Annotated in this window: 21 protein-coding genes and 1 pseudogene; 13 read left to right on the plus strand and 9 right to left on the minus strand. The window is 63.4% G+C overall.

The features are described from left to right. Nucleotides 1-4 precede the first annotated feature (4 nt). The gene (gene lepA / locus NKJ35_RS16155; RefSeq protein WP_352648399.1) at nt 5-1,810 is read right to left on the minus strand and encodes a translation elongation factor 4; all 1,806 of its coding nucleotides are present in this window, start codon (nt 1,808-1,810) and stop codon (nt 5-7) included. A 158-nt stretch (nt 1,811-1,968) separates the two neighbouring features. On the opposite strand from lepA, the gene NKJ35_RS16160 reads away from it, so the two are divergent. The 4 genes from NKJ35_RS16160 to msrA all read left to right on the plus strand — a co-directional run bounded on the left by NKJ35_RS16160 (nt 1,969) and on the right by msrA (nt 5,304). Next, nucleotides 1,969-3,033 (plus strand): TadE/TadG family type IV pilus assembly protein, encoded by a 1,065-nt coding sequence (locus NKJ35_RS16160; RefSeq protein WP_352648402.1) that lies wholly within the window; start codon nt 1,969-1,971, stop codon nt 3,031-3,033. A gap of 342 nt (nt 3,034-3,375) precedes the next feature. Next, nucleotides 3,376-4,086, plus strand: a complete 711-nt coding sequence (locus NKJ35_RS16165; protein ID WP_352648404.1) for a DUF1223 domain-containing protein — start codon at nt 3,376-3,378, stop codon at nt 4,084-4,086. A gap of 77 nt (nt 4,087-4,163) precedes the next feature. Continuing rightward, nucleotides 4,164-4,499 (plus strand): hypothetical protein, encoded by a 336-nt coding sequence (locus NKJ35_RS16170; RefSeq protein ID WP_254818045.1) that lies wholly within the window; start codon nt 4,164-4,166, stop codon nt 4,497-4,499. A gap of 76 nt (nt 4,500-4,575) precedes the next feature. Further along, entirely contained in the window at nt 4,576-5,304 is a 729-nt protein-coding gene (gene msrA / locus NKJ35_RS16175) for a peptide-methionine (S)-S-oxide reductase MsrA (RefSeq protein WP_352648407.1), read from the plus strand. Between the two features lie 228 nt (nt 5,305-5,532). On the opposite strand, the gene NKJ35_RS16180 is transcribed toward msrA, so the two are convergent. From NKJ35_RS16180 to NKJ35_RS16195, 4 genes are all read right to left on the minus strand, one after another. Next, complete coding sequence (locus NKJ35_RS16180) at nt 5,533-6,531, minus strand: mechanosensitive ion channel family protein (RefSeq protein ID WP_352648409.1); 999 nt, start codon at nt 6,529-6,531, stop codon at nt 5,533-5,535. A 9-nt stretch (nt 6,532-6,540) separates the two neighbouring features. Continuing rightward, nucleotides 6,541-8,082, minus strand: coding sequence for a hypothetical protein (locus NKJ35_RS16185; protein WP_352648412.1), 1,542 nt, complete (start codon nt 8,080-8,082; stop codon nt 6,541-6,543). 102 nt (nt 8,083-8,184) lie between these two features. Beyond that, entirely contained in the window at nt 8,185-9,189 is a 1,005-nt protein-coding gene (locus tag NKJ35_RS16190) for a cytochrome d ubiquinol oxidase subunit II (RefSeq protein WP_352648414.1), read from the minus strand. Next, complete coding sequence (locus tag NKJ35_RS16195) at nt 9,186-10,559, minus strand: cytochrome ubiquinol oxidase subunit I (RefSeq protein ID WP_352648416.1); 1,374 nt, start codon at nt 10,557-10,559, stop codon at nt 9,186-9,188. The genes NKJ35_RS16190 and NKJ35_RS16195 overlap by 4 nt, the downstream gene beginning before the upstream one ends. Before the next feature lie 263 nt (nt 10,560-10,822). On the opposite strand from NKJ35_RS16195, the gene NKJ35_RS16200 reads away from it, so the two are divergent. The 4 genes from NKJ35_RS16200 (at nt 10,823) to NKJ35_RS16215 (ending at nt 13,833) form a co-directional block, all read left to right on the plus strand. Next, nucleotides 10,823-11,749, plus strand: a complete 927-nt coding sequence (locus NKJ35_RS16200; protein WP_352648419.1) for an ABC transporter ATP-binding protein — start codon at nt 10,823-10,825, stop codon at nt 11,747-11,749. Between the two features lie 14 nt (nt 11,750-11,763). After that, nucleotides 11,764-12,525 carry an ABC transporter permease gene (locus tag NKJ35_RS16205; protein WP_254818082.1) on the plus strand — a complete coding sequence of 254 codons (762 nt, stop codon included), beginning with the start codon at nt 11,764-11,766 and terminating at the stop codon, nt 12,523-12,525. 136 nt (nt 12,526-12,661) lie between these two features. Next, nucleotides 12,662-13,150, plus strand: coding sequence for a MarR family winged helix-turn-helix transcriptional regulator (locus NKJ35_RS16210; protein ID WP_352648422.1), 489 nt, complete (start codon nt 12,662-12,664; stop codon nt 13,148-13,150). After that, nucleotides 13,150-13,833, plus strand: a complete 684-nt coding sequence (locus NKJ35_RS16215; protein WP_352648423.1) for a GNAT family N-acetyltransferase — start codon at nt 13,150-13,152, stop codon at nt 13,831-13,833. The genes NKJ35_RS16210 and NKJ35_RS16215 overlap by 1 nt, the downstream gene beginning before the upstream one ends. A gap of 100 nt (nt 13,834-13,933) precedes the next feature. Here the strand turns inward: NKJ35_RS16215 and NKJ35_RS16220 are convergent, their stop codons facing one another. After that, a complete protein-coding gene (locus tag NKJ35_RS16220) occupies nt 13,934-15,940 on the minus strand; it encodes a PhoX family protein (RefSeq protein ID WP_352648425.1) in 2,007 nt (668 codons plus the stop codon). Between the two features lie 202 nt (nt 15,941-16,142). On the opposite strand from NKJ35_RS16220, the gene NKJ35_RS16225 reads away from it, so the two are divergent. From NKJ35_RS16225 to NKJ35_RS16240, 4 genes are all read left to right on the plus strand, one after another. Next, entirely contained in the window at nt 16,143-16,481 is a 339-nt protein-coding gene (locus NKJ35_RS16225) for a hypothetical protein (protein WP_023679017.1), read from the plus strand. Nucleotides 16,482-16,495: 14 nt separating this feature from the next. Beyond that, entirely contained in the window at nt 16,496-17,197 is a 702-nt protein-coding gene (locus NKJ35_RS16230; RefSeq protein WP_352476869.1) for a phosphatase PAP2 family protein, read from the plus strand. 314 nt (nt 17,198-17,511) lie between these two features. Then, the gene (locus tag NKJ35_RS16235) at nt 17,512-17,781 is read left to right on the plus strand and encodes a helix-turn-helix domain-containing protein (RefSeq protein WP_292656925.1); all 270 of its coding nucleotides are present in this window, start codon (nt 17,512-17,514) and stop codon (nt 17,779-17,781) included. Between the two features lie 180 nt (nt 17,782-17,961). Continuing rightward, nucleotides 17,962-19,674: a SulP family inorganic anion transporter gene (locus NKJ35_RS16240; protein WP_352648428.1), complete on the plus strand. Its 1,713-nt coding sequence runs from the start codon at nt 17,962-17,964 to the stop codon at nt 19,672-19,674. Between the two features lie 16 nt (nt 19,675-19,690). Here the strand turns inward: NKJ35_RS16240 and NKJ35_RS16245 are convergent, their stop codons facing one another. Further along, a complete protein-coding gene (locus NKJ35_RS16245) occupies nt 19,691-20,551 on the minus strand; it encodes an SMP-30/gluconolactonase/LRE family protein (RefSeq protein ID WP_352648430.1) in 861 nt (286 codons plus the stop codon). A 115-nt stretch (nt 20,552-20,666) separates the two neighbouring features. Between NKJ35_RS16245 and NKJ35_RS16250 the strand changes: the two genes are divergently transcribed. After that, complete coding sequence (locus NKJ35_RS16250) at nt 20,667-21,467, plus strand: helix-turn-helix domain-containing protein (RefSeq protein WP_352648432.1); 801 nt, start codon at nt 20,667-20,669, stop codon at nt 21,465-21,467. Here the strand turns inward: NKJ35_RS16250 and NKJ35_RS16255 are convergent. Together NKJ35_RS16255 and NKJ35_RS16260 are read right to left on the minus strand one after the other, a co-directional pair. Then, nucleotides 21,464-21,649: pseudogene (locus NKJ35_RS16255) on the minus strand (lipo-like protein); the annotation flags it as partial. The gene NKJ35_RS16250 and the pseudogene NKJ35_RS16255 sit on opposite strands and share 4 nt — an antisense overlap. Nucleotides 21,650-21,791: 142 nt before the next feature. After that, nucleotides 21,792-22,712, minus strand: a complete 921-nt coding sequence (locus NKJ35_RS16260; protein WP_352648434.1) for a CHAD domain-containing protein — start codon at nt 22,710-22,712, stop codon at nt 21,792-21,794. Nucleotides 22,713-22,721 lie beyond the last annotated feature (9 nt).

Consider the following 22,721-nt stretch of genomic DNA (forward strand, 5'->3'; position numbering starts at 1 on the left):
CCCCTCAATCGCCCATCTTCAGCGCCTGGATAAACGCCTCCTGCGGGATATCCACCTTGCCGAACTGGCGCATCCGCTTCTTGCCCTCTTTCTGCTTGTCGAGCAGCTTACGTTTTCGTGAGACGTCGCCGCCGTAGCACTTGGCGGTGACGTCCTTGCGCAGCGCCGAGATGGTCTCGCGGGCGATGACCTTGCCGCCGATCGCCGCCTGGATCGGGATCTTGAACAGGTGGTGCGGGATCAGCTCCTTCAGCTTCTCGCACATCTGGCGGCCGCGCTTTTCCGCCGCCGTGCGGTGGACCAGCATCGACAGCGCGTCGACCGGCTCTTCGTTGACCAGGATCGACATCTTCACCAGGTCGCCCTCGCGATAGTCGGTGAGGTGATAGTCGAACGAGGCGTAGCCCTTGGAGATCGACTTCAGCCGGTCATAGAAGTCGAAGACCACCTCGTTGAGCGGCAGGTCGTAGATCAGCATGGCGCGTTTGCCGACATAGGACAGGTCCGCCTGGATGCCGCGCCTATCCTGGCATAGTTTCAGGATGCCGCCGAGATAGTCGTCGGGGGTGAGGATGGTGGCGCGGATCCACGGCTCCTCGATGGCCTGGATCTTGACCACGTCGGGCATGTCGGCCGGGTTGTGCAGTTCCTTGACCGTGCCATCGTTCAACAGCAGGCGGTAGACGACGCTAGGTGCGGTGGCGATGAGGTCGAGATTGAACTCGCGCTCCAGCCGCTCCTGGATGATTTCGAGATGCAGCAGGCCGAGGAAGCCGCAGCGATAGCCGAAGCCGAGCGCGGCGCTGGTTTCCATTTCGAAGGAGAAGGAGGCGTCGTTGAGGCGCAGTTTGCCGACAGCGGCGCGCAGGTCTTCGAAATCGGCGGCGTCGACCGGGAACAGGCCGCAGAACACCACCGGCTGCGCCGGCTTGAAGCCGGGCAGGGCTTGTGCCGTCGGGCGCTTGTCCTCGGTGATGGTGTCGCCGACGCGGGTATCGGCAACCTCCTTGATCGAGCCGGTGAAGAAACCGAACTCGCCGGGGCCGAGCTCGTCGACATTGATGCGGGCGGGCGTGAAGACGCCGGTGCGCTCGACCAGGTATCTGGCGCCGGTGCCCATCATGCGGATGGTCTGGCCCTTCTTCAGCACGCCGTCGATGATGCGCACCAGCACGATGACGCCGAGATAGGCGTCGTACCAGGAGTCGACCAGCATCGCCTTCAGCGGAGCCGCGATGTCGCCCTCGCGCGGCGGCGGCAAATCATTGACGATGGCTTCGAGCACGTCGGGAATGCCGAGCCCGGTCTTGGCCGAGATCAGCACGGCGTTGGAGGCGTCGATGCCGATCACCTCCTCGACCTGCTCGCGGATGCGCTCGGGCTCGGCGGCGGGCAGGTCGACCTTGTTCAGCACCACGACGATCTCGTGGTTGTTGTCGATGGCCTGGTAGACATTGGCCAGCGTCTGCGCCTCGACGCCTTGCGAGGCGTCGACGACCAGCAGCGAACCTTCGCAGGCGGCGAGCGAGCGCGACACTTCATAGGCGAAGTCGACATGGCCGGGCGTGTCGATCAGGTTGAGGACATAATCCTGTCCATTGTTGGCGCGGTATTTCAGCCGCACCGTCTGCGCCTTGATGGTGATGCCGCGCTCGCGCTCGATGTCCATCGAGTCCAGCACCTGCTCCTTCATGTCGCGCAGCTCCAGCCCGCCGGTCGACTGGATCAGCCGGTCGGCAAGCGTGGATTTGCCATGGTCGATATGGGCAACGATGGAGAAGTTGCGGATGTTTTTGATCGGCGTGGTCATGCGGCGCGCTTTAGCAGGGGCACGCTACATCGGCAAGCGGCGGGGCGCGGGTGCGGCGGCGGGGCGGCAAAGTCGTTAAACTTTGATCCATGAGATTAGAGCATAGTTCGCGCCCGGCGTGATAGCCCACCGGTCTATCGCCGTTCGGGGGGATCGGAATGCGGTTGTCAGCACGCAAATTTCTCAAATCGGTGAGCGGCTCGTTCGCGCCATTGCTCGCCATCCTGCTTATCCCGATGGTTGCCGCATTGGGTTTTTCCATCGACTATACCTCTGCGGTTTCGACCAGGGCATCGATGCAGAACGCCCTCGATGCAGCGTCGCTGTCGATCACGACGCTTGCGACGGACACCTCATTGGCGGACCGTCAGGTAAAACTGCAGGAGGTATACCTGGCCAATGGCGGGCAAGGCACGGCCAAGCTCGACAGCTTCGTCGTCGCCACCGACGGCGCCGCCAGCATCAAGGCTTCGGCCGGCTTTGCCATGCCGACGAATTTCATGCAGATCGCCAGGATCAACACGGTGCAGGTCGGCGTTGCGTCGGCAGTGACAAAGCGGCCGGCGCTGGTGCAAGCCACGTTCAAGGTGACCAAGGTCTCGGGCTGGTGGGGCAAGACAATGACGCTCTACGGCACCAAATTCGGGGACACGGTGGCCAACAAGCTGATGAAGATCACCTACACATACAACGGTTATGGCGATCCGAAAGGCTATGGCACGGCGACCGTCTCCACCATCAACGGAGCGACGATCACTACGGTCCAGCAGCAGGTGTGTACGACCACCACGGTGCTCAGCTTTTATGGGCTGCCAAGCACCACGATCACCCAGACCGCTTCCAACGGCAAGAAATATGCAACCACCTGCGTCAACACCATGTATCCCGCGACCGGTGCCGGCGCGGTGATCGACGTCAGCCAGATGGACCAGCTCTACCTGCAGATGGATGTGCCGTCAGGCAATCCAACGGTGCTCAAATCGAACGATCCGGCGACATCGAACCGCCTCTACGCGGACGGCGTCGAGATCGCCAGTGGCCAAACGGTCGATATCTTTACACTGGTGCCGTGCGGCCAGACCAGCACACAAGCGTGGGAAGACGGGGGATCGTCGGTGCCGACATCTCCGACCATCACCGATTCCAACGCCGACTTTTTCTACACAGTAACCGGCAAGTGCGCCTTCAATCAGCGGGCATCGGAAACGCTGTTGACACAATAGGACGCCGCAGCTGAGTGCGAGGGCATATCGGCCCGCTTAGGCTGCCCGTCCATCACACCGCCGCCCGGGCACACCGGGTGGCGTGTTGGTTGCGAGCGACCGTCTTCCCTTCGCCCCCTGTGGGAGAAGGCGGCCGAGCGAAGCTCGGTCGGATGAGGGGTGTTCCAGGGAACGCCGACGCCTCATTGCTTCCAGCACCCCTCAACCCTCTCGGCGCTTCGCGCCGATTCACCTTCTCCCACAAGAGGAAGGGAGAGCTGCGAACGATCACGAAGCGGTGATGCTGTAACGAACCGTGTTTCGGCGGCGAAGTGTGGACATGGACCGCACAGGAGAACAGCGATGACCGGATCGAAACGCAGCACAGCCCTGATGGGGCTCGCCGCCGCACTGTTTTCGGCAACTGTGCTGTCGGCAACCGGCGCGGCCGCCGGCCAGACGCAGACCGTCGTCGAGCTGTTCACCAGCCAGGGCTGCTCGTCCTGCCCGCCGGCCAACGCCAATCTGATCAAGGTCAAGGACCGGCCCGGCGTGCTGGCGCTGTCCTTCAACGTCACCTACTGGGACTATCTCGGCTGGAAGGACACATTCGGCAAAGAAGAATTCACGCAGCGCCAGGTCCGCTATGAACCGTCGCTTGGCCGTTCCGGCCCGTTCACGCCGCAAGTGGTGGTCAACGGCAGGGCCGATGCGGTCGGCGCCAGGCCGGGCGAGATCGAGCAGCTGATTGCGAGCGGCGGCCACGCCGACGGACCTTCGCTGTCGCTCGCCGGCGGGACGGTCAGCATCGGCGCCGGTCCGGTGCCCGGCGGCAAGGCCGACGTCTGGCTGGTGCGTTACGGCAAGGGCGTCGTCGAGGTGCCGGTGGCGCGCGGAGAAAACACCGGCCGCACGCTGCCGCACGCCAATGTCGTGCATTCGCTGACCAGGCTGGGCAGTTGGACCGGCGACGCCACCGCGCTGCCGCTGCCGGCGACGACGGGCGGCCTTAGCACGGCGGTGCTGGTGCAGGTGCCGGGCGGCGGGCCGATCCTTGCTGCCGCTACGAATTAGAAACCCGCGCGAAATTCCCCAACGCGCAGCGGCGCCGCCGCATGCCGTCAACCCCTGCCAAACCCAAGGAGATCATCATGACCAATCGTTTGACCAATCGCCCGACCCTGGCGGCACTCGCCTTCGCACTTTGCTCGGCGGCGCTGTTCGCAGGAGGCGCGGCGCGGGCCGAAGATGCGATGAAGCCGGCGATGGCGACAAACGCCATGAAGCCGGCAACGGGCGCCATGAAGCCGGCAACGGACGCAATGAAGCCGGCCGGCGCCATGGCGGCTGACGCGATGGCCACGACCGCGATGAAGGCGACACATCCGATGAAGGCCGACTGCATGAACAAGGCCGACGCCGAGACGGACGCCATGAAGAAGGCGGAGGCGACCAAGGCCTGCGATGCCATGGCTCCGGCCAAATAGGCGATGCGCACAGCAATGTGAGAGCCCGGCGGACCTATCCGTCGTATAATCCACACCACATCATGGGAGATCAGACATGACCGCAGCCGTGAAACGATCGTCGATTTTCGCAAAAGCAGCAGCTGCCGCGCTCATCCTTACGGCCGCCGCCGCCGTATTCTGGCAGATCCCGGCAGTCTCGGCCGAAGACGCGGTGGTGATCCCGCCGCCGGCAATGGACGAGAAGGCCACCGCCGGCACCGAAAAGGCGGTCTTCGCCGGCGGCTGCTTCTGGGGTGTGCAAGGCGTGTTCCAGCACGTCAAGGGCGTCACCAGCGCCGTTTCCGGCTATGCCGGCGGCGACAAGGACACGGCCGTCTATGAAATGGTCGGCACCAGCCGGACGGGCCATGCCGAATCCGTCGAGATCACCTACGAGCCGTCCAAGGTTACTTACGGCCAGCTACTGCAGGTGTATTTCTCGGTGGCGCACAATCCGACGCAACTGAACTACCAGGGGCCGGACAGCGGCACACAGTACCGTTCGACGATCTTTGCCGAAAACGACACGCAGAAAATGATCGCCGAAAGCTATATCGCCCAGCTCGACAAGGCCAAGGTGTTTCCTAAGCCGATCGTGACGACGCTGGAGACCGGCAAGAGCTTCTATCCGGCCGAGGACTACCACCAGGACTTTCTGACCCTCAACCCGACCTATCCCTATATCGTCTACAACGATTTGCCCAAGGTCGAGAATCTGAAGCGGCTGTTCCCCAACCTCTACAGCGAAAAGCCGGTGCTGGTGCTGGCCGCCAACAAGAGCTGAGCTTTTGCGCCGGCGGGCGCGACGGAGAATAAGCGTCGGCGATCCTTCGCACCCCCCTCTGTCCTGCCGGACATCTCCCCCGCAAGGGGGGAGATCGGCTATCACCTCGACCTTCACCAAATCTCCAACGTTCAGGACGAGCGGAGCGCTGAAACTGCTAATCTCCCCCCTTGCGGGGGAGATGGCCGGCAGGCCAGAGGGGGGTGCTGTCCCGCCAACGTCTCGAAACTACCTCCCCTTCTTCCAGGGCAGGCTCCAGCGCACCTTCTCCAGCGTCGCCTTTACCTCGGCCGAGTCCGGGTCGGGCTCTGTCTCGCGATAATGCGCCGAGCCCTCAGGCGGGTAGGCAAGCGTGTTGTTGAGGGCGAATTTGTCGATCTGGCTGAAGTCGGGGAAAGGCAGATTTTGCGCCTCGCGCCAATCGCCGACTCTTTTCTCCGCGGCGATGCGTTTTTCGTCGTCGACCGGAAGGTCGGTGGCTCTGTATTCCAGTGACGGAGGGAAGGCGAACTGCGCGCCGGCATCATCCATGATGTTGATCATGGACAACAGGATGTCCTCGCGGACGGCTTGAAAATCGGCCACGTCGGCGGTTTTGATATAAGTGAACACGTCGATATCGAGCGAATAGGCGCCGAAGCCGGCAAAGCGCACGCGGCACGGCTCATCGATAACGCGCGGATGGGCAATCAGCAGCTTGCGCAGCTCGGCCAGGACGTAACGCAGCTGATCGGGCGTCGTTTCGTAGCGCAGCTGCAGCGTCGTCGCGAACCGGGTGCGGTCGCGATGGGCGTAGTTCTCGATCTGCATGCCGGCGAAATCCGAGTTCGGCACCGAGATGATCGTGCGGTCGAGCGACCTGATGCGCGTCGAGCGCATGCCGATATGCTCGATCGTGCCGGACTGGTCGCCGAACTTGCAGAAATCGCCGACGCTTACCGGCCGGTCGGCATAGAGCGTCAGGCCGGAGAGGAAGTTCTGCAGCGTCGGCTGCGCCGCCAGCGCCACCGCCAGACCGCCGATGCCGAGACCGGCGATGACGCCTTCGTAGGGGATGGCGAGCACTTCGGCCAACAGCAGGAAGGCGATGACCAGCACGGCGACGCGCGCCACACCGGTGGACAGCGAAATCAGCGTGTCGTGATAGCCGGGCACTTGCCAAAGTCCGCGATAGTGTTCGGCGACCTTGCCGATCAGGTGCCAGACCACCGGCACGGCGCCGATCACGATCAGGCTCTAGGCGATTGCCTTGACCGGGGCGGCGACCACTTGCGGCAGACCGAGCGGGCGCAGCGTCAACAGCAGGAAGACGCCAAGCACGATCGAGCGCACCGCCCATTCGACGATGCGGAAGAAGGCCGGGCTGTCCGTCCTTCGGACAAACAAGGAAATCAGCGAATTGGCGATGAAGCCGAAGACGATGCCGGCCAGTGCGGCAAGGCCGAGCATCCACCATTGCCAGTGCTCCATCGGGCCGGCGCGGGTGAGCAGGCCAGGGCTGATCTCGCGGGCGAGGCCACGGGCGATGAAGAACGGGTCGGTGCTGGCGAAGGCGGCGAATTCCGGCGCCACCGGCACGTCTTCGACGTCGGCGTAGAGCGCGCGGATGTGGGCGAGCGTCTCGGGCGTGAACTGCCAGATCTTGCGCTTGCCGGTGCCGTCGGGGTCAGTCTCGACCGGGCCGATGACGATATTGCCGGCGGGATGCTCGAAATAGACGAAGGGGGTGTTGCTCTTCGGATCGTCGGGGATCTCCTGCCAATAGACATAGCCGATGCGGTCGATGACCTTTTTGAGATAGCGCTCAAGCAGGAACGCCTCGTCGCCACGCACCGCCTGACTGTAGTTGCGCAGGTCGAGCGCCGCCTGGGCCGGGTCGCCGGCTTCGGTGAGGCCGCTCAACAGTACCTTGAACGTGTCGCGCGGCGAGGCGAGCCTGCTCGGATCGTCGACCATGTCGATGGCTTCGCCACGCGCTTCCTGGAATTCGGCGAGCTTGGCCTGAAGCTGGCCAAGTGGCGGCCCGACGATGAACCAGTCGCCATTCTTGCGGCGAAAAGTGACGGCGAAGGAGACCCTGGTGCCGTATTGCGGCAGCGTCGCCGTCACCTCGTCGCTGGAAATAATGTCATGCGGCAGGCTCCACAGACGGAACGTCGCGTTGTCGATGACGGTGAACAGCAGCTTGGTGTAATCGGGCATGTTGAGGCCGCCGCGGTCGGCCTCGGTGACCTCGACGAGACCCGCCGCCAGACCGGCAAGACCCATGCCGCCGCCGGTGGCGCGCGGCACGTTGTCGGCGCCGCTCTCGTTCATCGTCTGCAGGAACGAGCGCATGGTGCTCATCGGGCTCGACTGGTCGACACGCACGTCCTCGACGGCGCTGACGCGCACACCTGTCCACCATTCGGCGGTGGCGGCATCGAAGCGGCCCATGAAGCTGCCGCCGTCAGGCGATTGGACGAAGGTGAAGGCGCCCTGGCGGTCGCCTTCGAACCAGTGGCCGACAAGCTTGTCGCCTTCGGCCTTGGCCTCGATACGGCCGTTATAAAGCGGGTACACGCCCTTAACGTCGGCGCCGGTCTGCTCGAACTTGATCTGGGCGCCGCCGCCGCGCCATTTCGTGTCCCACACGCCGGTCCAGTTGGCCGCGTCCTGCGCATGCGCCTGCGGCATGGCCGGCAGCAGGCCGGCAAGCGCGAGTGCGCCGATCAGCGCGACCGTCCGGATCAGCAAAAGCAGCAGCCGATCCTGTCCTGCCGCAAAAAAGGGGGTCATTGCATCGCCCTTCTTGATGCCGGCGATTCTGCTCGGCCGGCCAGAGAAGGTTATTCCGCTTGAAGATGAATATTCTGTTTCAGGCGGCGACGGCGATGCCGGTCAGTCATAGGTCAGATCCGTCGCCTTGCCGGCGAACACCCGGTAGGCAAAGAACGAATAGAAGATGATGATCGGCAGCACGACGACCGTGCCGACCAGGATGACGGCCAGGCTTTCGGGTGCCGAAGCAGCCTGCCAGATGGTCAGCCGGTCGGGCACCACGAAGGGGTAGAAAGACCAGGCGAGGCCGGCAAAGCCGAGCGTGAAGATCGCGGCCAATGTCAGGAACGGGAGCAGCGCGTGGCGGTCGCCGGGTTTCGGCAGATGGAAGGTCTGGCGCCACAGCCACAGGAACAGCACTGCCGACAGGATCGGCAGCGGCGACAGATAGAGCATGGCCGGCCAGACGAACCATTTGTCGAAGATGCGCGCGCTGGCAGAGGGCGTGGCCAGCGATACCGCGACCATGCCGAGCGCGGTCAGCACCAGCGCCGTGCGCAGCCACAGCACCGCCTTCTTCTGCAGGTCGCCTTCCGTCTTATAGATGACCCAGGCCGCGCCCATCGCCGCGTAGGCCGCGGCAAGGCAGAGCGCCACCAGCGCGCCGAACGCCATGCCGCCAGGGCCGACGTCGAGGCCGAGCACATAGACGCCGAGCATATAGCCTTGCGCCAGCGAAGCGATGACCGAGCCGAGGAAGAAGATGCGGTTCCAGCGGTGCTTCCTGCCGGCCGGCACCTTGGCGCGGAAATCGAAGGCGACGCCGCGCAGGATCAAGCCGACCAGCAGCACGAAAACCGGAGTGTAGAGCGCGGTCAGGATGGTGCCGTGCGCCAGCGGGAAGGCGACCAGCAGCAGGCCGACCGCCAGCACCAGCCAGGTCTCGTTGGCGTCCCAGAACGGGCCGATGGCGGCGATCATCGTATCCTGTTCGGTGCCTTCGGCTGCGGCGAACAGGATGCCGATGCCGAGATCGAAGCCGTCGAGGATGACGTAGATCAGGATGGCGAGGCCCATCAGGCCGGCGAAGATCAGAGGCAGCAGGGTCGGCCAGTCGACGCTCATGGTGTTTCTCCTGGTTGCGCAACCGGCTGCGACAGCGGCCTGTTTATGACACCCGGCAGCGGCGAGGTGTCTCCATCCTTCGCCGCCTTCAATGCCAGATGCACCAACACGCTGAGATAGGCGATCAGCAGCAGCACGTAGAGGCTGAGATAGACCGCGAGCGACAGCGCGACATGGCTGCCGGCGACCGGCCCGACAGCATCGGCGGTACGCAGCACGCCGGTGACCAGCCAGGGCTGGCGGCCGATCTCGGTGGTGTACCAGCCGGCCAGCGTCGCCAGCCAGCCGGACAGCGCCATCGGCACCATGACGAGCGCCAGCGGCTTGGGCAGGCTGTGGCGGCGCTTGAGGAAAAAGGCGGCCGACCAGGAGACGGCGAGCATCATGAGGCCGGTGCCGACCATGATGCGAAAGCCCCAGAATACCGGAAACACCGGGGGGTGGTTGCCGGCATAATCGTTCAGCCCCGGCACGACGCCGCCGGCGCTGTGCCTGAGGATGAGGCTGGCGCCGTCGGGGATGGTGAGCTCGAACCTGTTCTCGCTCGCCGCTTCATCGGGAAGAGCAAACAGCACCAGCGGCACGTTGGGACCGGTGCTCCAGTTGGCCTCCATGGCGGCGATCTTCTGCGGCTGGTGTTCGAGCGTGTTGAGGCCGTGCTGGTCGCCGGCGAAGATCTGGATCGGGATCAGGATCGCGGCGGTGAAGACGCCGGTGCGCAGCGCCTTCCACATCGATTCCGAACGATCGCCGTAGAGATAGCGCAGCGCCGACAGGCCGGCGATCAGGAACGAGACGGTCAGCCCCGAAGCAAGCAGCATATGGACGAGCCGGTAGGGCATGGACGGATTGAAGACAACGGCCCACCAGTCGGTGGCGTGCGCTACACCATCGCGCATCTCGAAGCCGGCCGGCGTCTGCATCCACGAATTGAGTGCTATGATCCAGAAGGCGGACAAGGTGGTGCCGCCGGCCACCAGCACCGTCGCCAGCGTATGGACGCGGTTCGAGACGCGGCGGAAGCCGAACAGCATGATGCCGAGGAACGCCGCCTCAAGGAAAAAGGCGGTCAGGATCTCGTAGGCCAGCAGCGGGCCGGCAATGTTGCCGACCGTCTCCATATAGCCCGGCCAGTTGGTGCCGAACTGAAAACTCATGGTGACGCCGGAAACCACGCCCATGGCGAAGGACAGCGCGAATACCTTAACCCAGGTGAAATAAGCGCGCATCCAGGCGGAATCGTTTGTCGCGTTGTAGCGGAGCTTGAAGAACAGCAGCACCCAGCCGAGCGCGATGGTGATCGCCGGGAACAGGATGTGGAACGAGATGTTCGCGCCGAACTGTATGCGCGACAGGATGAGCGGGTCCATGGCGGCTCCGGCTGCTGCTTGTTTGTACAAGGATAGGCTTCATGCGCGGGACGGTCAAAGCGGCGTCCCGCCGCGAGGCGGAACGCCGCAGTGCCGGTGAATCTGCTTCTGCGCGGAATTTGGCTGGACGATCGGGCAGGTGTCGCCTATTCCGGCGAACCTCGATGTCCAGAACTGTCAGGAGCGGCATTGACATCCGGATTTGCGAACCGACATTCAGCGGATTAAATCAACAACTCTGTTTCAAGCAGCCGTTTTCAGCCATGCAGCCGATCATCTCGATTTCCGGGGTCACCAAGACCTACGCCACCGGCTTCAAGGCGCTGAAGGAGATCAATCTCGATATAGTGCGCGGCGAGATCTTTGCGCTGCTCGGGCCGAACGGAGCCGGCAAGACGACCCTGATCTCGATCGTCTGCGGCATCGTCAACCGTTCGTCGGGTTCCGTCACCGTCGATGGCCATGACATCAACCGCGACTACCGCGCGGCGCGCAGCCTGATCGGGCTGGTACCGCAGGAACTGACCATCGACGCCTTCGAGAGCGTGTGGGCGACGGTCAATTATAGCCGCGGCCTGTTCGGCAAACCGGCGGACAAGGCGTTCATCGAAAAGGTGCTGCGCGACCTGTCGCTCTGGGACAAGAAGGACGCCAAGGCAATCACGCTGTCCGGCGGCATGAAGCGCCGGCTGATGATCGCCAAGGCGTTGTCGCACGAGCCGCGCATCCTGTTCCTCGACGAACCGACGGCAGGCGTCGATGTCGAGCTGCGCCAGGACATGTGGGCGATGGTGCGCCGGCTGCGCGAAGACGGCGTCACCATCATCCTGACCACACACTACATCGAAGAAGCGGAGGCGATGGCCGACCGCGTCGGCGTCATCAACCGCGGCGAGATCGTGCTGGTCGAGGACAAGGCCGAGCTGATGCGCAAGCTCGGCCGCAAGCGGCTTGTGCTGGAACTGCGCAGCCCCCTGGCCACCGTTCCCGACGCCCTTTCGCGCTACGCGCTGGAGCTTTCGCCGGATGGCGGGCAGCTGACCTATACTTATGACAACCAGAGCGAACGGCCGGGCGTCGCCTCGTTGATCCGCGAGCTCGAGGCGGCCGGCATCCAGTTCCGCGACATCGATACGGAAAACAGCTCGCTTGAGGAGATCTTCGTCAATCTGGTGAGGAAACAGGCATGAACCCGCGCGCGGTCATGAATCTTCATGCGGTATGGGCGATCTATCGGGTGGAGATGGCGCGCGCCCTTCGCACGGTGCTGCAGAGCATTGTTTCGCCGGTCATTTCGACGTCGCTCTATTTCGTCGTCTTCGGCTCGGCCATCGGCTCGCGCATCACCGAGATCGACGGCATCAGCTACGGCGCCTTCATCGTGCCGGGGCTGATCATGCTGTCGCTGCTGACGCAGTCGATCTCCAACGCTTCTTTCGCTATCTATTTTCCGAAATTCGTCGGCTCGATCTACGAATTGCTGTCGGCGCCTGTGTCCTATCTGGAGATCGTCATCGCCTATGTCGGGGGTGCGGCGACAAAGTCGATCGTGCTTGGCCTGATCATCCTGGCGACGGCCTCGCTGTTCGTGCCGCTTCATATCGAGCATCCGGTCTGGATGCTCGCCTTCCTGGTGCTGACGGCGGTGACCTTCAGCCTGTTCGGCTTCATCATCGGCATCTGGGCGAAGAGCTTCGAGCAGCTGCAGCTGGTGCCGCTGCTGATCATCACGCCGCTGACCTTCCTCGGCGGCAGCTTCTATTCGATCAACATGCTGCCGGGCATCTGGCGCACGGTGACGCTGTTCAACCCGGTCGTCTACCTGGTCAGTGGCTTCCGCTGGAGTTTTTACGGCAAGTCCGACGTTTCGGTCGGCGTCAGCCTCGGCATGACGGTTGTTTTTCTGCTCGTCTGCATAGCAATCGTCGCCTGGATCTTCAGGACCGGCTACCGGCTCCGCAACTGAGCGACTGGCCTGCCAGGCAAAGCAGCCTTATCGGTCAACGGAAACAGCGCTGAGTGCAGCCCTTGCGACGACAGCCCCTTGATCTTCATGTCTTGTTATATATCATGTTATTGTTTTTCGCGAGACGGATTGGCATATGGAAGACGTCGTACGATCGCTTGGTTTCTTGTGCCTCGGCAGCAGGATGAAGCGTATAGGCGAGCAACTGCAGGCGGAGGCGCAGCGCCTGCTCGACCGGCTGGATGTTCCGGTTCAGGCGAGCCAATACCCACTGCTGGCCGCGCTCGACAGGCTGGGCCCGCTGCCTGTCGGGGAACTGGCGCAATCGCTTGGCATCGCGCAGCCGGGTGTAACGCGAAGCGTCTCGCTTCTGGCCGGATTGGGATTGCTCGAGGTTAGTCAGTCGACCGATGACCAGCGGCGCAGGATTGTCGCCCTCACACGGGACGGCCGGCGGCTGGTCGATGTCGCAAAGCGTGACGTCTGGCCTTGCATCGAGAACGCCGTTGCGGATTTGTGCGCGGATCTTTCGGGGCCGCTTCTTGAGCAGCTGACCGCCATCGAGGACGGCCTCGCTGCGGCCCCTCTCGACCGTCGAGTGAAAAATCCGGAGGGCGCTGCGTGATGAGACACCTGCTCGACCGGCCTATCTGGAGCGCGCTTCAGACGCGACATCGGGCGTTCGCGCAAGGCAATGACCTCGCCAGGCGATACCGGCCGTCGATTGTTCCTTTCGCAGCCACTGGCGCCGACGACGCCGAAAGCCTGCGGGCGCTCGAACAGCTTGTCTCCGCGGGCGAGAGTGTCATCCTGCTTCAGTCGGACGCCATTGCTCTGCCCGCGGGGCTTTCCGCGACTTCGACCGCAGCCGGGGTTCAAATGATTGCCGAGCGGCCGTTGCAAACCGTGTCTGACAAACGTGTGCAACGTCTGACCCGAGACGATGCCGATGAGATGCTCGCCCTGGCATTGCTCACCAAGCCTGGCCCATTCACGCTCGAAGCCCTGAGCCTGGGCGATTTTTGGGGCGTGAAAATCAAGGGCAGACTTGTGGCAATGGCCGGCGAGCGCATGAAGCAACCTGGCTATACCGAACTCAGCGGGGTGTGCTCAAATCCGGAATTTCGCGGCGGTGGCCTGGGCAAGCTGCTGTCCCTGTTCGTGGCAAACCGGATAGTGGCGCGCGGCGAAATTCCCTATCTCCACGCCTATGCCAGCAACGCCACGGCCATCAGACTATACGAGTCCATTGGCTTCAGGTTGCGAAGCACAATGAATGTGGCCGTGGTTAGCGCACCGAATGATTAGTCGGCGCATGATGCGCAGCATGGATGCATCCCATATCAGGAAAGGAAGGATTTCGCATCCACCGAAATCCTTCCTCGAGACTGCAAGGCCTTCCCGCGTCTCAGACCGCGATCTTGCCGCCGCCTTGCCTGGTGATGGCAACGACCGCCGGGCGCACCGGCATGTCCGGCTTGAAGTCAGGCCAGCGGGTCGACAAATCCTCATAATAGGAGGGACGCCCAAAAGCCTCCCAGTCCTCGCCACCGTCGCCTGGATGCTGGACGGCAACGAAAGCAGTCTGGTCGTCCGGCGCAAACAGGGGACCACACATTTCGGCGCCGATCGGCACACGGAAGAACAGCTTTGAGGTCGCCCGCGCCGGGCCTTCCGTGTCGACCGCCCACAGGCCGTCGGTGCGGCCTGTGGCCTTCGGGCCCTGGCCGTCGGTAGCAACCCAGAGGCGGCCGGCCGAATCGACCGCGCAATTGTCCGGCATGCCGAACCAGCCATTGGCAGTGGTTGCGGTGGAGAAGGTGGCGCCGATTTCGGCCACGGCGGGATCGCCGCATTTCAGCAGGATTTCCCACTTGCCCTTGGTCGCAGCGAAATCACCGCCATCCTCGACGATCTCAATGATATGGCCAAAGGCGTTTTCGGCGCGCGGATTGGCGGCGTCGACCTGGTCGGCCTTGCGCTTCGAATTGTTGGTCAGCATGACATAGACCTTGCCATTGGCGGCATTGGGCTGGATGTCTTCCGGGCGGTCCATCTTGGTGGCGCCAAGCAGGTCGGCGGCACGGCGCGTCTCGATCAGCACGTCGGCCTGGCTGGCAAAGCCGTTTGCCGCTGTCAGCGGTCCCTGGCCGAAGACGATCGGCAGCCATTCGATTGAACCGTCCTCGGCGAACTTGGCGACATGCAAGGTGCCGTCGTCGAGCAAATTCATGTTGGCGGCGCGATCGTCCGGATTGAACTTGCCTGTGGTGACGAACTTATAGACATAGTCGAAGCGCTCGTCGTCGCCGAGGTAGAAGGCGACACGGCCATCCTTGGCGACGATCGATTCTGCGCCCTCATGCTTGAAGCGGCCCATGGCGGTGCGCTTCCTCGGCACCGACGTCGGATCCTGAACGTCGACCTCGACGATCCAGCCGAAGCGGTTCGGCTCGTTCGGCTCCTTGCCGATATCGAAACGGTCATGATGCGCCGCCCATTCATAGGCGCCTTCGGGAATGCCGAGGCGCTTGTAGTTGGCCGCCTCGTTATGGCCCTGCGGCAGCTCGCCCGAGAAATAGCCGTGGATGTTCTCCTCGGCCATGACATAGGTGCCCCACGGCGTGACGCCGCCGGCGCAGTTGTTGAGGGTGCCGATGACCTTCGTACCGCTCGGGTCGGCGCTGGTCTTGACGCGGTCGTGGCCGGCGACGGGGCCAGACAGTGCCATCTCGGTATTGGAGGTGATGCGGCGGTTGAGCTTGCCGTCGCGCACGACCTGCCATTTGCCGGCTTCTTTGCGGATCTCGACAATGGTGCCGCCATGCGCGGCCATCTCGACATCGACTTGCTCCTTGCTGAGGGGCGCCTGCTTGGCTTTGCCATCGACGATGGTGACGAGGCCCGGGAACATCAGATGCGGATTGGTGTATTCGTGGTTGACGACCAGCAGGCCATGCTCGGCCGAGCCGCCGATCGGGATATAACCGACATAGTCGTTGTTGTAGCCGAATTGTCTGGCCTGGGCTTCCGCCGACTGTTTTGTCGGATCGAATTCCGGCGAATCGGCGAACAGCGGATCGCCCCAGCGCAGCAGCACGTCGGCGTCATAGCCAGGTGCGACGTGATGCTTGTCGTCGATGCCGGCCTCGAGCTCGTCGAAAGCGAAGGCGGAGCCTTCGGCGGCGCGGGCGTTGTCGGCGGCGATCAGCGCCAGCGGGCTGACGGTAGCGGCTATGGCCGAGACGGCAAGCGAGCCCTTGAGGAAGCCGCGGCGCGAGAACCGCGCGGCGATGATCTCACCCATGGTGCGGTTGTCGGTGGGATTGGCTCCTGGCCCATCGTTTTCCTCGAGCAGGCTGGTGCGGAAATGGGCGTCAGGGGTGCGATGTTCGGTCGAGCGCTGTTCAGTCATGGGGGCCTGCCTCTGGCTGGATGGATTGCTGGAGCGTGTTGCCTGGCCAATCCGGTATTACCGGCAGGTCACAGTTTGATGACATGCCGGCTAATTGCCACCTGCGATTTCGTATCCAACATCAGCCCCGCTTGACCGCGACCGGCGCTTCGGAAACAAGAGCTGCGGCAGGCGCGTAGGGACCGCATCGGGAGGAACAAAAGTGAGTTTCTGGGGACTTGGGCAGCTCTGCGTTTCGACGGTGATCTTTCTGCTGGCGGCCATGGCCGCAAAACAGTGGGGGCTGGCGCCGAGCCTCGGCAAGATCGTGCTGACGTTGGCGCTCTATTCGCTGGGCAATCTGATCATGCTGAGGCTGATCCGTGAATTCGGCATGTCGGTGTCGTTCAGCCTGTCGGCGGTGATCCAGCTGGTGTCGGTGAATGTGGTGGCGCTGGTCTTCTTCGGCGAGCGCGTCAATGCCTTGCAGGCAACCGGCATTGTGCTTGCCATCGCAGCTGTGGCGCTGATCACGCTCGGGCCCTATCTGCAAAGGCTGTAGCTGCGATCGGGCCGATGAAGAAGATTGCAAGCAGACTGCGCAACTGGCTGGAGTTCCCGGTTCTGCTGGCCGGGCTGGTCATTGCCGGCGGGCTGTGGGGGTTCGAAGAACTGATGGAGCTGGCGCGGGCGACCACGCCGCATGCCTTCGACACCGAAATCCTGCTTGCCTTCCGCAAGGCCGGCCAGCCCGACAATCCGATCGGACCGGCGTGGCTGGAAGGAGCGATGCGCGACGTCACCAGCCTCGGCAGCGCCAGCGTACTGGTGCTGATCACGGCAGCAATGATCGTCTATCTGCTCCTTATCCGCAGGCCAGGCGCGGCGCTTCTCATGTTCGTCGCGGTGGCGGGCGGCCAGCTCCTGTCAAGCGTGCTGAAATTCGATATCGACCGGCCGCGCCCGGATCTGGTCTCGCATCTCGCCGATGTGGCATCGCTTTCGTTTCCGAGCGGCCACGCCATGCTGTCGGCGGTGACGTATTTGACGCTGGGCAGCATGGCGGCACGGTTTTTGCCCGGGCGCACAACGAAGATCTATGTGCTCGTGCTGGCGGTGCTGACGACGGTGGTGGTCGGCATCAGCCGCATCTATCTCGGCGTCCACTGGCCGTCCGACGTGCTGGCCGGCTGGTGCGCCGGCTTTGCCTGGGCGATGCTGTGCTGGCTGGCGGCACGATTGCTGCAGCGATGGCTAGGGCGGGCCGACGGCACCTGACGTCGGCCGGACTACTTCAAATCAGCCTGTTGATCAGGCCATGTCCGCAGCCTGCCAGCAGGAAAACCATCGACAGCAAGACTGTCGAGGTCGCCAACGCTTTGAATGTCTTCACCTGCTCATCCCTTTTAAGGTCGTACCTGTGAAATCGGTACCGCAATGGATGTCCCGCCTAACGATGTCGAGGTTTGTAGCATGCCAGCGCACCGGCTGGCAAAGACTGTTGCATGTTTCACATAGGCAAGATGATGTTTGACCCATCATTATGAAGGTATTATACGTGATACTGCAGAACTCAGACGGGGTTTTGACCGATGATCACTGCCGCGCAGATGCGTGCCGCGAGGGCGCTGGCCGGCATCGATCAGAAGACCCTCGCCGAGCGCGCCGGGGTTTCGCTTCCAACCATTCAGCGCATGGAAGCGAGCGACGGCGTGGTCCGGGGCGTGGTCGATACGCTGATGAAGGTCATCCAGGCCCTTGAAGAGGCCGGGGTCGAGCTGATCGGCGAGAACCAGGCGAGCGAGCGTGGCGGCAGGGGCGTTCGCCTCAAGCCTGTCACGCCGCAGAACCCGCAAGGCTGACGCTACTGCCGCATCGCCGAAAATCAAATTCGATTTTCGGATAGTCCGATGCGCGGGTCAAAAGTGTTGGGGCGTATCTGTGCGCCTATTTGGACGCACGCCGCTCCAAGTCGCGACGGCGACCGCCGACAGTCCTGCCGACGATCCCGCCGCTCCTTGGTTTCATGCGGAAGGCACTCGATGGATCAGACGCAGCGGGCAGTGCATCAACCGGCGCGGCCGACATTTTCCGAACTGTTCACCCCGAAGCTGGTGACGGTGCTGCGCGAGGGCTACACGCTCACGCATTTCAAGGCGGATGCCATCGCCGGGCTGACTGTCGCCATCGTTGCGCTGCCGTTGTCGATGGCAATTGCCATTGCTTCAGGCGTGACGCCGGAGCGCGGGCTCTACACCTCGATCATTGGCGGCTTCCTGGTCTCGGCGCTTGGCGGCAGCCGTTTCCAGATCGGCGGCCCGGCCGGCGCCTTCATTGTGCTTGTGGCGGCGACGGTGGCGCGGGTTGGCGTCGACGGCTTGCTGCTGGCGACGATGATGGCCGGCGTGTTCCTGCTTGCCATCGGCTATCTCAGACTTGGCACCTACATCAAATTCATCCCCTACCCGGTGACCGTCGGCTTCACCGCCGGCATCGCTGTCATCATCTTCTCCGGCCAGATCGTCGAACTGTTCGGGCTGAAGCTCGCCGGCAAGGAGCCAGGGCCGCTGGTGCCGAAGCTGATGGCCATCGGCGAAGCGGCCGGAACAATCAACCTCGCCGCAACTGCGGTGGCGGCACTGACCATCATCACCATTGCGACGTTGAGGCGGTTTCGGCCGAAGTGGCCGGCTATGCTGATTGCCATCGGACTGGCATCCCTCGTCGTCGCATTGCTCGCCATGCCGGCCGAGACGATCGGCACGCGCTTCGGCGGCATCCCGCGCAGCCTGCAATGGCCGGCCTTCCCGCCGCTCAGCCTCGACAGGATAATCGACGTGCTGCCGGACGCCATCGCCTTTGCGCTGCTCGGGGCGATCGAATCGCTGCTGTCGGCCGTCGTCGCCGACGGCATGACCGGAAGGCGGCATCGCTCCAATTGCGAGTTGGTGGCGCAAGGCTTCGCCAATATCGCCTCCGCCTTGTTCGGCGGCATATGCACCACTGGCACCATTGCCCGCACCGCGACCAATGTACGGGCCGGCGCGCATGGACCGGTCTCAGGCATGATGCACTCGGCCATTCTGCTTGCTCTGATGCTGGTGGCGGCACCGCTGGCCAGCTATATCCCGCTTGCAGCACTTGCCGGCGTGCTGGCGGTGGTGTGCTGGAACATGTTCGAGAAACAGGCCTTCGCCACCTTGCTGCGCGCCTCGCGCGGCGATGCGCTGGTACTGATGGCGACGTTCCTGATCGTCATCTTACGCGACCTGACCGAAGGCATCGTCGTCGGCTTCGCGCTAGGCTCGATCCTGTTCATCGACCGCATGGCCAAGAGCATCGCGGTGGAGGCGGACCATCAATCCTTGGTGCAGGAAGACGTCGCCGACCGAGCCAGCGCTTATGATTCCAGCGAGGCGAGCGATGCCGACACCGTGGTCTACCGGATATCGGGCGCCTTTTTCTTCGGCGCCGCCTCGACCGTCGGCACGGTGCTGGACCGCATCGCCGACCAGCGCAAGAACTTCATCCTCGACTGTTCGGCGGTGCCGTTCTTCGATTCGACGGCGGCCAATGTCATCGAGGGCGCGGCCCACAAGGCCAAGCGCGCCGGCGTTCGCTTTATTATCTCAGGCGCTTCACCGCAGACACGCCGCATGCTGATCAACCACGGTGTCAAGCGGCCGCTGGTGACTTATGCCGCATCGATCACGGATGCGCGGGCGCAGCTGAAGAAAGCCGCGCCTCTCGCCTGAGCTGGCAACTGCCGGCTTAGTCGAGGCCCAACGCTGAGACCTCGCCCTCGTTCATTAGCGGCACGAAGATTGTCGACTTGCCATCTGTGCCGATATCGGCGCTGCCCGGCTTGAACGTCGCAACCACTTGCGGCGTACCGCCGGCTTTGTAGCGGTAGAGCGTGCCCGTCATATAGGCAGTGGCGTAGATGCTGCCGCCGATGGCAACGACGCCATCGAGGTTGGCAAAGTTTTCCGCGCCAGCCAGAGGCGAAACGGCCTTGGTGGCGAGATCGACCGAGAGCAGGCCGCCCGGCTCCGCGGTGCTGAAGTCGGGCTTGATGCCCTTGCCCCACGAAGCGACGATCAGCCGGCCGCCATCTGCGAAGATGCCATTCGGCGAAGCGAGCGCCGCATCCTTGATGAACAGTTCGAGCCGGTCGCCGTCGATGCGATAGATCGTATCGGCAAGCATATCCGTGACGTAGACCTTGCCGGATGCATCAGCGGTCATGTCGTTGAGAAAGACAGCGTTCGGCACGTCGATCGTCGACGCTAGCTTGCCGCTTTGGAGATCGACGACGCGCACATGGGCGATGTCGGCGACGTAGAGTTTGCCGCCGGCAATCGCCATGCCCTTGGGCGCGTCCATGCCGTCGGTCCAGTGTTGCGTGACCAGCTTGCCGTCCATCGACAGAATCGACAGATAGCCGTTGCCGTCGGCTTCGCCGGGATTGCCGACGATGTTCGAGATGATAACGCGCTGGCCGGCGGCGTCGAACAGCGCCGATTCAGGTTGCTCGAGGCCGCCGGCGCGCCAGAGTTCAGCGGCCTGAACTGCCGGCGCAGTCGCGATGCCGACGATGGCGAGAAGTATCGGTGTGAAGAGGCTTTTCATGGCTAGTCTCCTGTAATGGGCTGGCGGAGAGCTAGGCCTTTCGATACTTTTCGGGAAGATCTATCGGGACTAGTACCGAAGGTTGATACCAAATCGTGCAAAAGAGGTGCATCCCATGAACGGCCTGATCTTCGACGCGCTGAAGCGGACGCTGAAGGCCAAGGGCGTGACCTACCGCGTCCTTGCCGAGCGAATGGGCGTTTCTGAGCCGACGGTGAAGCGCATTTTCCACGAGCGCAACTGCAAGCTCGACCGGCTGATGGAGATCTGCGCTACCGCCGGCGTGGAGTTGGAGAACGTGCTCGGCTCTATGAACAGAGGACCAGGACCTGCCAACCACATCGCGCCGGAGATCGAGCGCAAGCTCGCCGGCCGGCCGGCACTGCTGTTCATCTTCGTCATGCTTTCGGAAAAATTTACGCCCGAAGGCATCATGCGCTCACAGGGGTTGAGCGAGGCTTCGATGTTCCTCTATCTGCGCGACCTCGAGGAGTTGGGGCTGGTCGCGCTCGGTCGCGGCCTGTCGGCCAGGCTGCTGGTCGAGACGCCAATCCAGTGGAATTTCGACGGGCCATTGCGGCCACTGTTCGAGGTGACCAACAAGAACTTCATCGGCTGGGCCATCACGCATCTGGAGCGCGAGGCGACATTCGTCAGCTTCTCCAGGCGGATGCGGCCCGAGACGGCGGAAATGGTCAGGCGGGAGGCGGAGGAACTGGCCGAGCGCGCCAAATTGCTTGCGCATCACGATCAGCACACGACGCCGGAAGACGGGTTGATCGGCTACAAATGGACCTTCGCTTTCGGCGCGACGCCATTCCCGGCGATCATGCCGATCGGACCGCATCCGCGCGACGCCGGCGCGCGGACACCCGGCCGGGCCGCCGCAACAGCACGACGGCCGCTACCGGCCTAGCCGCCACTCTGACCCCTTGTCTCGGCATTGGCAACCCTGGGGTTGTCGTCCCAAATCATCTGCCGGTAGTCGAAACCATATTCGAGGGTCGGCTTGACGATGCGGAAATAGGGCGACAGGTCGAAGTCGCGCGGCGTGTCGAGCGAGTGATGGCGGACGTGCAGGATTTCCCTGCGCGAATAGCGTCTCACGGCGTGTAAGGCTCGTAGCCGGACGATTCCTCCTGCAGTCGGCCGGCAAGCCGGCCAAGTCGGTCCAGAAGCGTGTCGCCGGGCTCGGTCATGCCAGACGGCGATTGTCACAGGGCGGCAAATTACACCATGATCAGCCCACGCCAGGCGCGCCGGCGTCTTCGTGCGATACCGCTGTGAGATCGTCGCGCACCTTGCGGGCAAGCTTCCTTGTCGAGCGCTTCGGACGGTCGCCGAAAAGCTCGGCCGCCTCGGCGAGGCAGGTTTTTTTCAGGCTCTTTTCCGAGCGCTTCAGCAGCTTGGCAAGCAACCGCGTGTCCTCAGGGGGACCGAGCGGCTGGTCCTCGGCATCGAGAAGCGCGCGCATGACGAACACGTCGTGCAGTTCGCCGAGCCGCTCGCCCAATTCATCGACGGCCTTGCGCCGGGCCTTGATCGGCGTCGGCCACAGCCGGCCGAGCAGCGACAGGTGCATGCCATGCGTCTTGGCCGCCTTGCGCAGGTCGTGAAAGTCATCGGCTTCGCCGCGCGAAGCCGCCTTGTCCAGCGCTTTCCTGGCGCGGCGCAAAGTGGCGCGCGCGCCTTCGGCGAGCACGTCGGCAGCCTGCTCCGGCTGGTCGGGCAGAGCGAGCTTGTCGATCCGGCCGACACCTTCCTCGCAAGCGGCGATCGCCGCGCCTATCGCAGCATCGAGGCCTGCTCCGCCATGCAGTTCATGCTGGCGCGCGACGAGCCGGTCGCGAACGGCATCGAGGCCACCGCCGGCACTTTGCTCGGGAAAGCTTGCCGCTAGCCGGTCGATTGTTTCCACCAGTGCGGTTGCCTCGCGCGGGCCGGCAAGCAGGGCCGCCACCTGGCGGTAGCATTCATTCTCAGTCACGCAGAATGTTTCGTCTCCGGAACGGACAAGGCGCAGCAAGGCGCGGACGTTCTTCAGCCGTTTGCGACAGTTGTGCAGCCCCTGCTCGGGCCTGTCACGCGCGGCGTCCAGATGGACAAGCGCCTTGCCGATCTCCTCGGCGAGGATGCGCCTGACCTCGCCGGTCAGCGACATGTGCGGACG

This window comes from Mesorhizobium sp. M0136, from assembly GCF_040322515.1.
GTDB lineage: Bacteria > Pseudomonadota > Alphaproteobacteria > Rhizobiales > Rhizobiaceae > Mesorhizobium.

Excerpts from the sequence above, each read along its gene's own strand:
- lepA (WP_352648399.1), bottom strand. The coding sequence starts at position 1,810 with ATGACCACGCCGATCAAAAACATCCGCAACTTCTCCATCGTTGCCCAT.
- NKJ35_RS16160 (WP_352648402.1), top strand. The coding sequence starts at position 1,969 with ATGCGGTTGTCAGCACGCAAATTTCTCAAATCGGTGAGCGGCTCGTTC.
- NKJ35_RS16165 (WP_352648404.1), top strand. The coding sequence starts at position 3,376 with ATGACCGGATCGAAACGCAGCACAGCCCTGATGGGGCTCGCCGCCGCA.
- NKJ35_RS16170 (WP_254818045.1), top strand. The coding sequence starts at position 4,164 with ATGACCAATCGTTTGACCAATCGCCCGACCCTGGCGGCACTCGCCTTC.
- msrA (WP_352648407.1), top strand. The coding sequence starts at position 4,576 with ATGACCGCAGCCGTGAAACGATCGTCGATTTTCGCAAAAGCAGCAGCT.
- NKJ35_RS16185 (WP_352648412.1), bottom strand. The coding sequence starts at position 8,082 with ATGACCCCCTTTTTTGCGGCAGGACAGGATCGGCTGCTGCTTTTGCTG.
- NKJ35_RS16190 (WP_352648414.1), bottom strand. The coding sequence starts at position 9,189 with ATGAGCGTCGACTGGCCGACCCTGCTGCCTCTGATCTTCGCCGGCCTG.
- NKJ35_RS16195 (WP_352648416.1), bottom strand. The coding sequence starts at position 10,559 with ATGGACCCGCTCATCCTGTCGCGCATACAGTTCGGCGCGAACATCTCG.
- NKJ35_RS16200 (WP_352648419.1), top strand. The coding sequence starts at position 10,823 with ATGCAGCCGATCATCTCGATTTCCGGGGTCACCAAGACCTACGCCACC.
- NKJ35_RS16205 (WP_254818082.1), top strand. The coding sequence starts at position 11,764 with ATGAATCTTCATGCGGTATGGGCGATCTATCGGGTGGAGATGGCGCGC.
- NKJ35_RS16210 (WP_352648422.1), top strand. The coding sequence starts at position 12,662 with ATGGAAGACGTCGTACGATCGCTTGGTTTCTTGTGCCTCGGCAGCAGG.
- NKJ35_RS16215 (WP_352648423.1), top strand. The coding sequence starts at position 13,150 with ATGAGACACCTGCTCGACCGGCCTATCTGGAGCGCGCTTCAGACGCGA.
- NKJ35_RS16220 (WP_352648425.1), bottom strand. The coding sequence starts at position 15,940 with ATGACTGAACAGCGCTCGACCGAACATCGCACCCCTGACGCCCATTTC.
- NKJ35_RS16230 (WP_352476869.1), top strand. The coding sequence starts at position 16,496 with ATGAAGAAGATTGCAAGCAGACTGCGCAACTGGCTGGAGTTCCCGGTT.
- NKJ35_RS16235 (WP_292656925.1), top strand. The coding sequence starts at position 17,512 with ATGATCACTGCCGCGCAGATGCGTGCCGCGAGGGCGCTGGCCGGCATC.
- NKJ35_RS16240 (WP_352648428.1), top strand. The coding sequence starts at position 17,962 with ATGGATCAGACGCAGCGGGCAGTGCATCAACCGGCGCGGCCGACATTT.
- NKJ35_RS16245 (WP_352648430.1), bottom strand. The coding sequence starts at position 20,551 with ATGAAAAGCCTCTTCACACCGATACTTCTCGCCATCGTCGGCATCGCG.
- NKJ35_RS16250 (WP_352648432.1), top strand. The coding sequence starts at position 20,667 with ATGAACGGCCTGATCTTCGACGCGCTGAAGCGGACGCTGAAGGCCAAG.
- NKJ35_RS16260 (WP_352648434.1), bottom strand. The coding sequence starts at position 22,712 with ATGTCGCTGACCGGCGAGGTCAGGCGCATCCTCGCCGAGGAGATCGGC.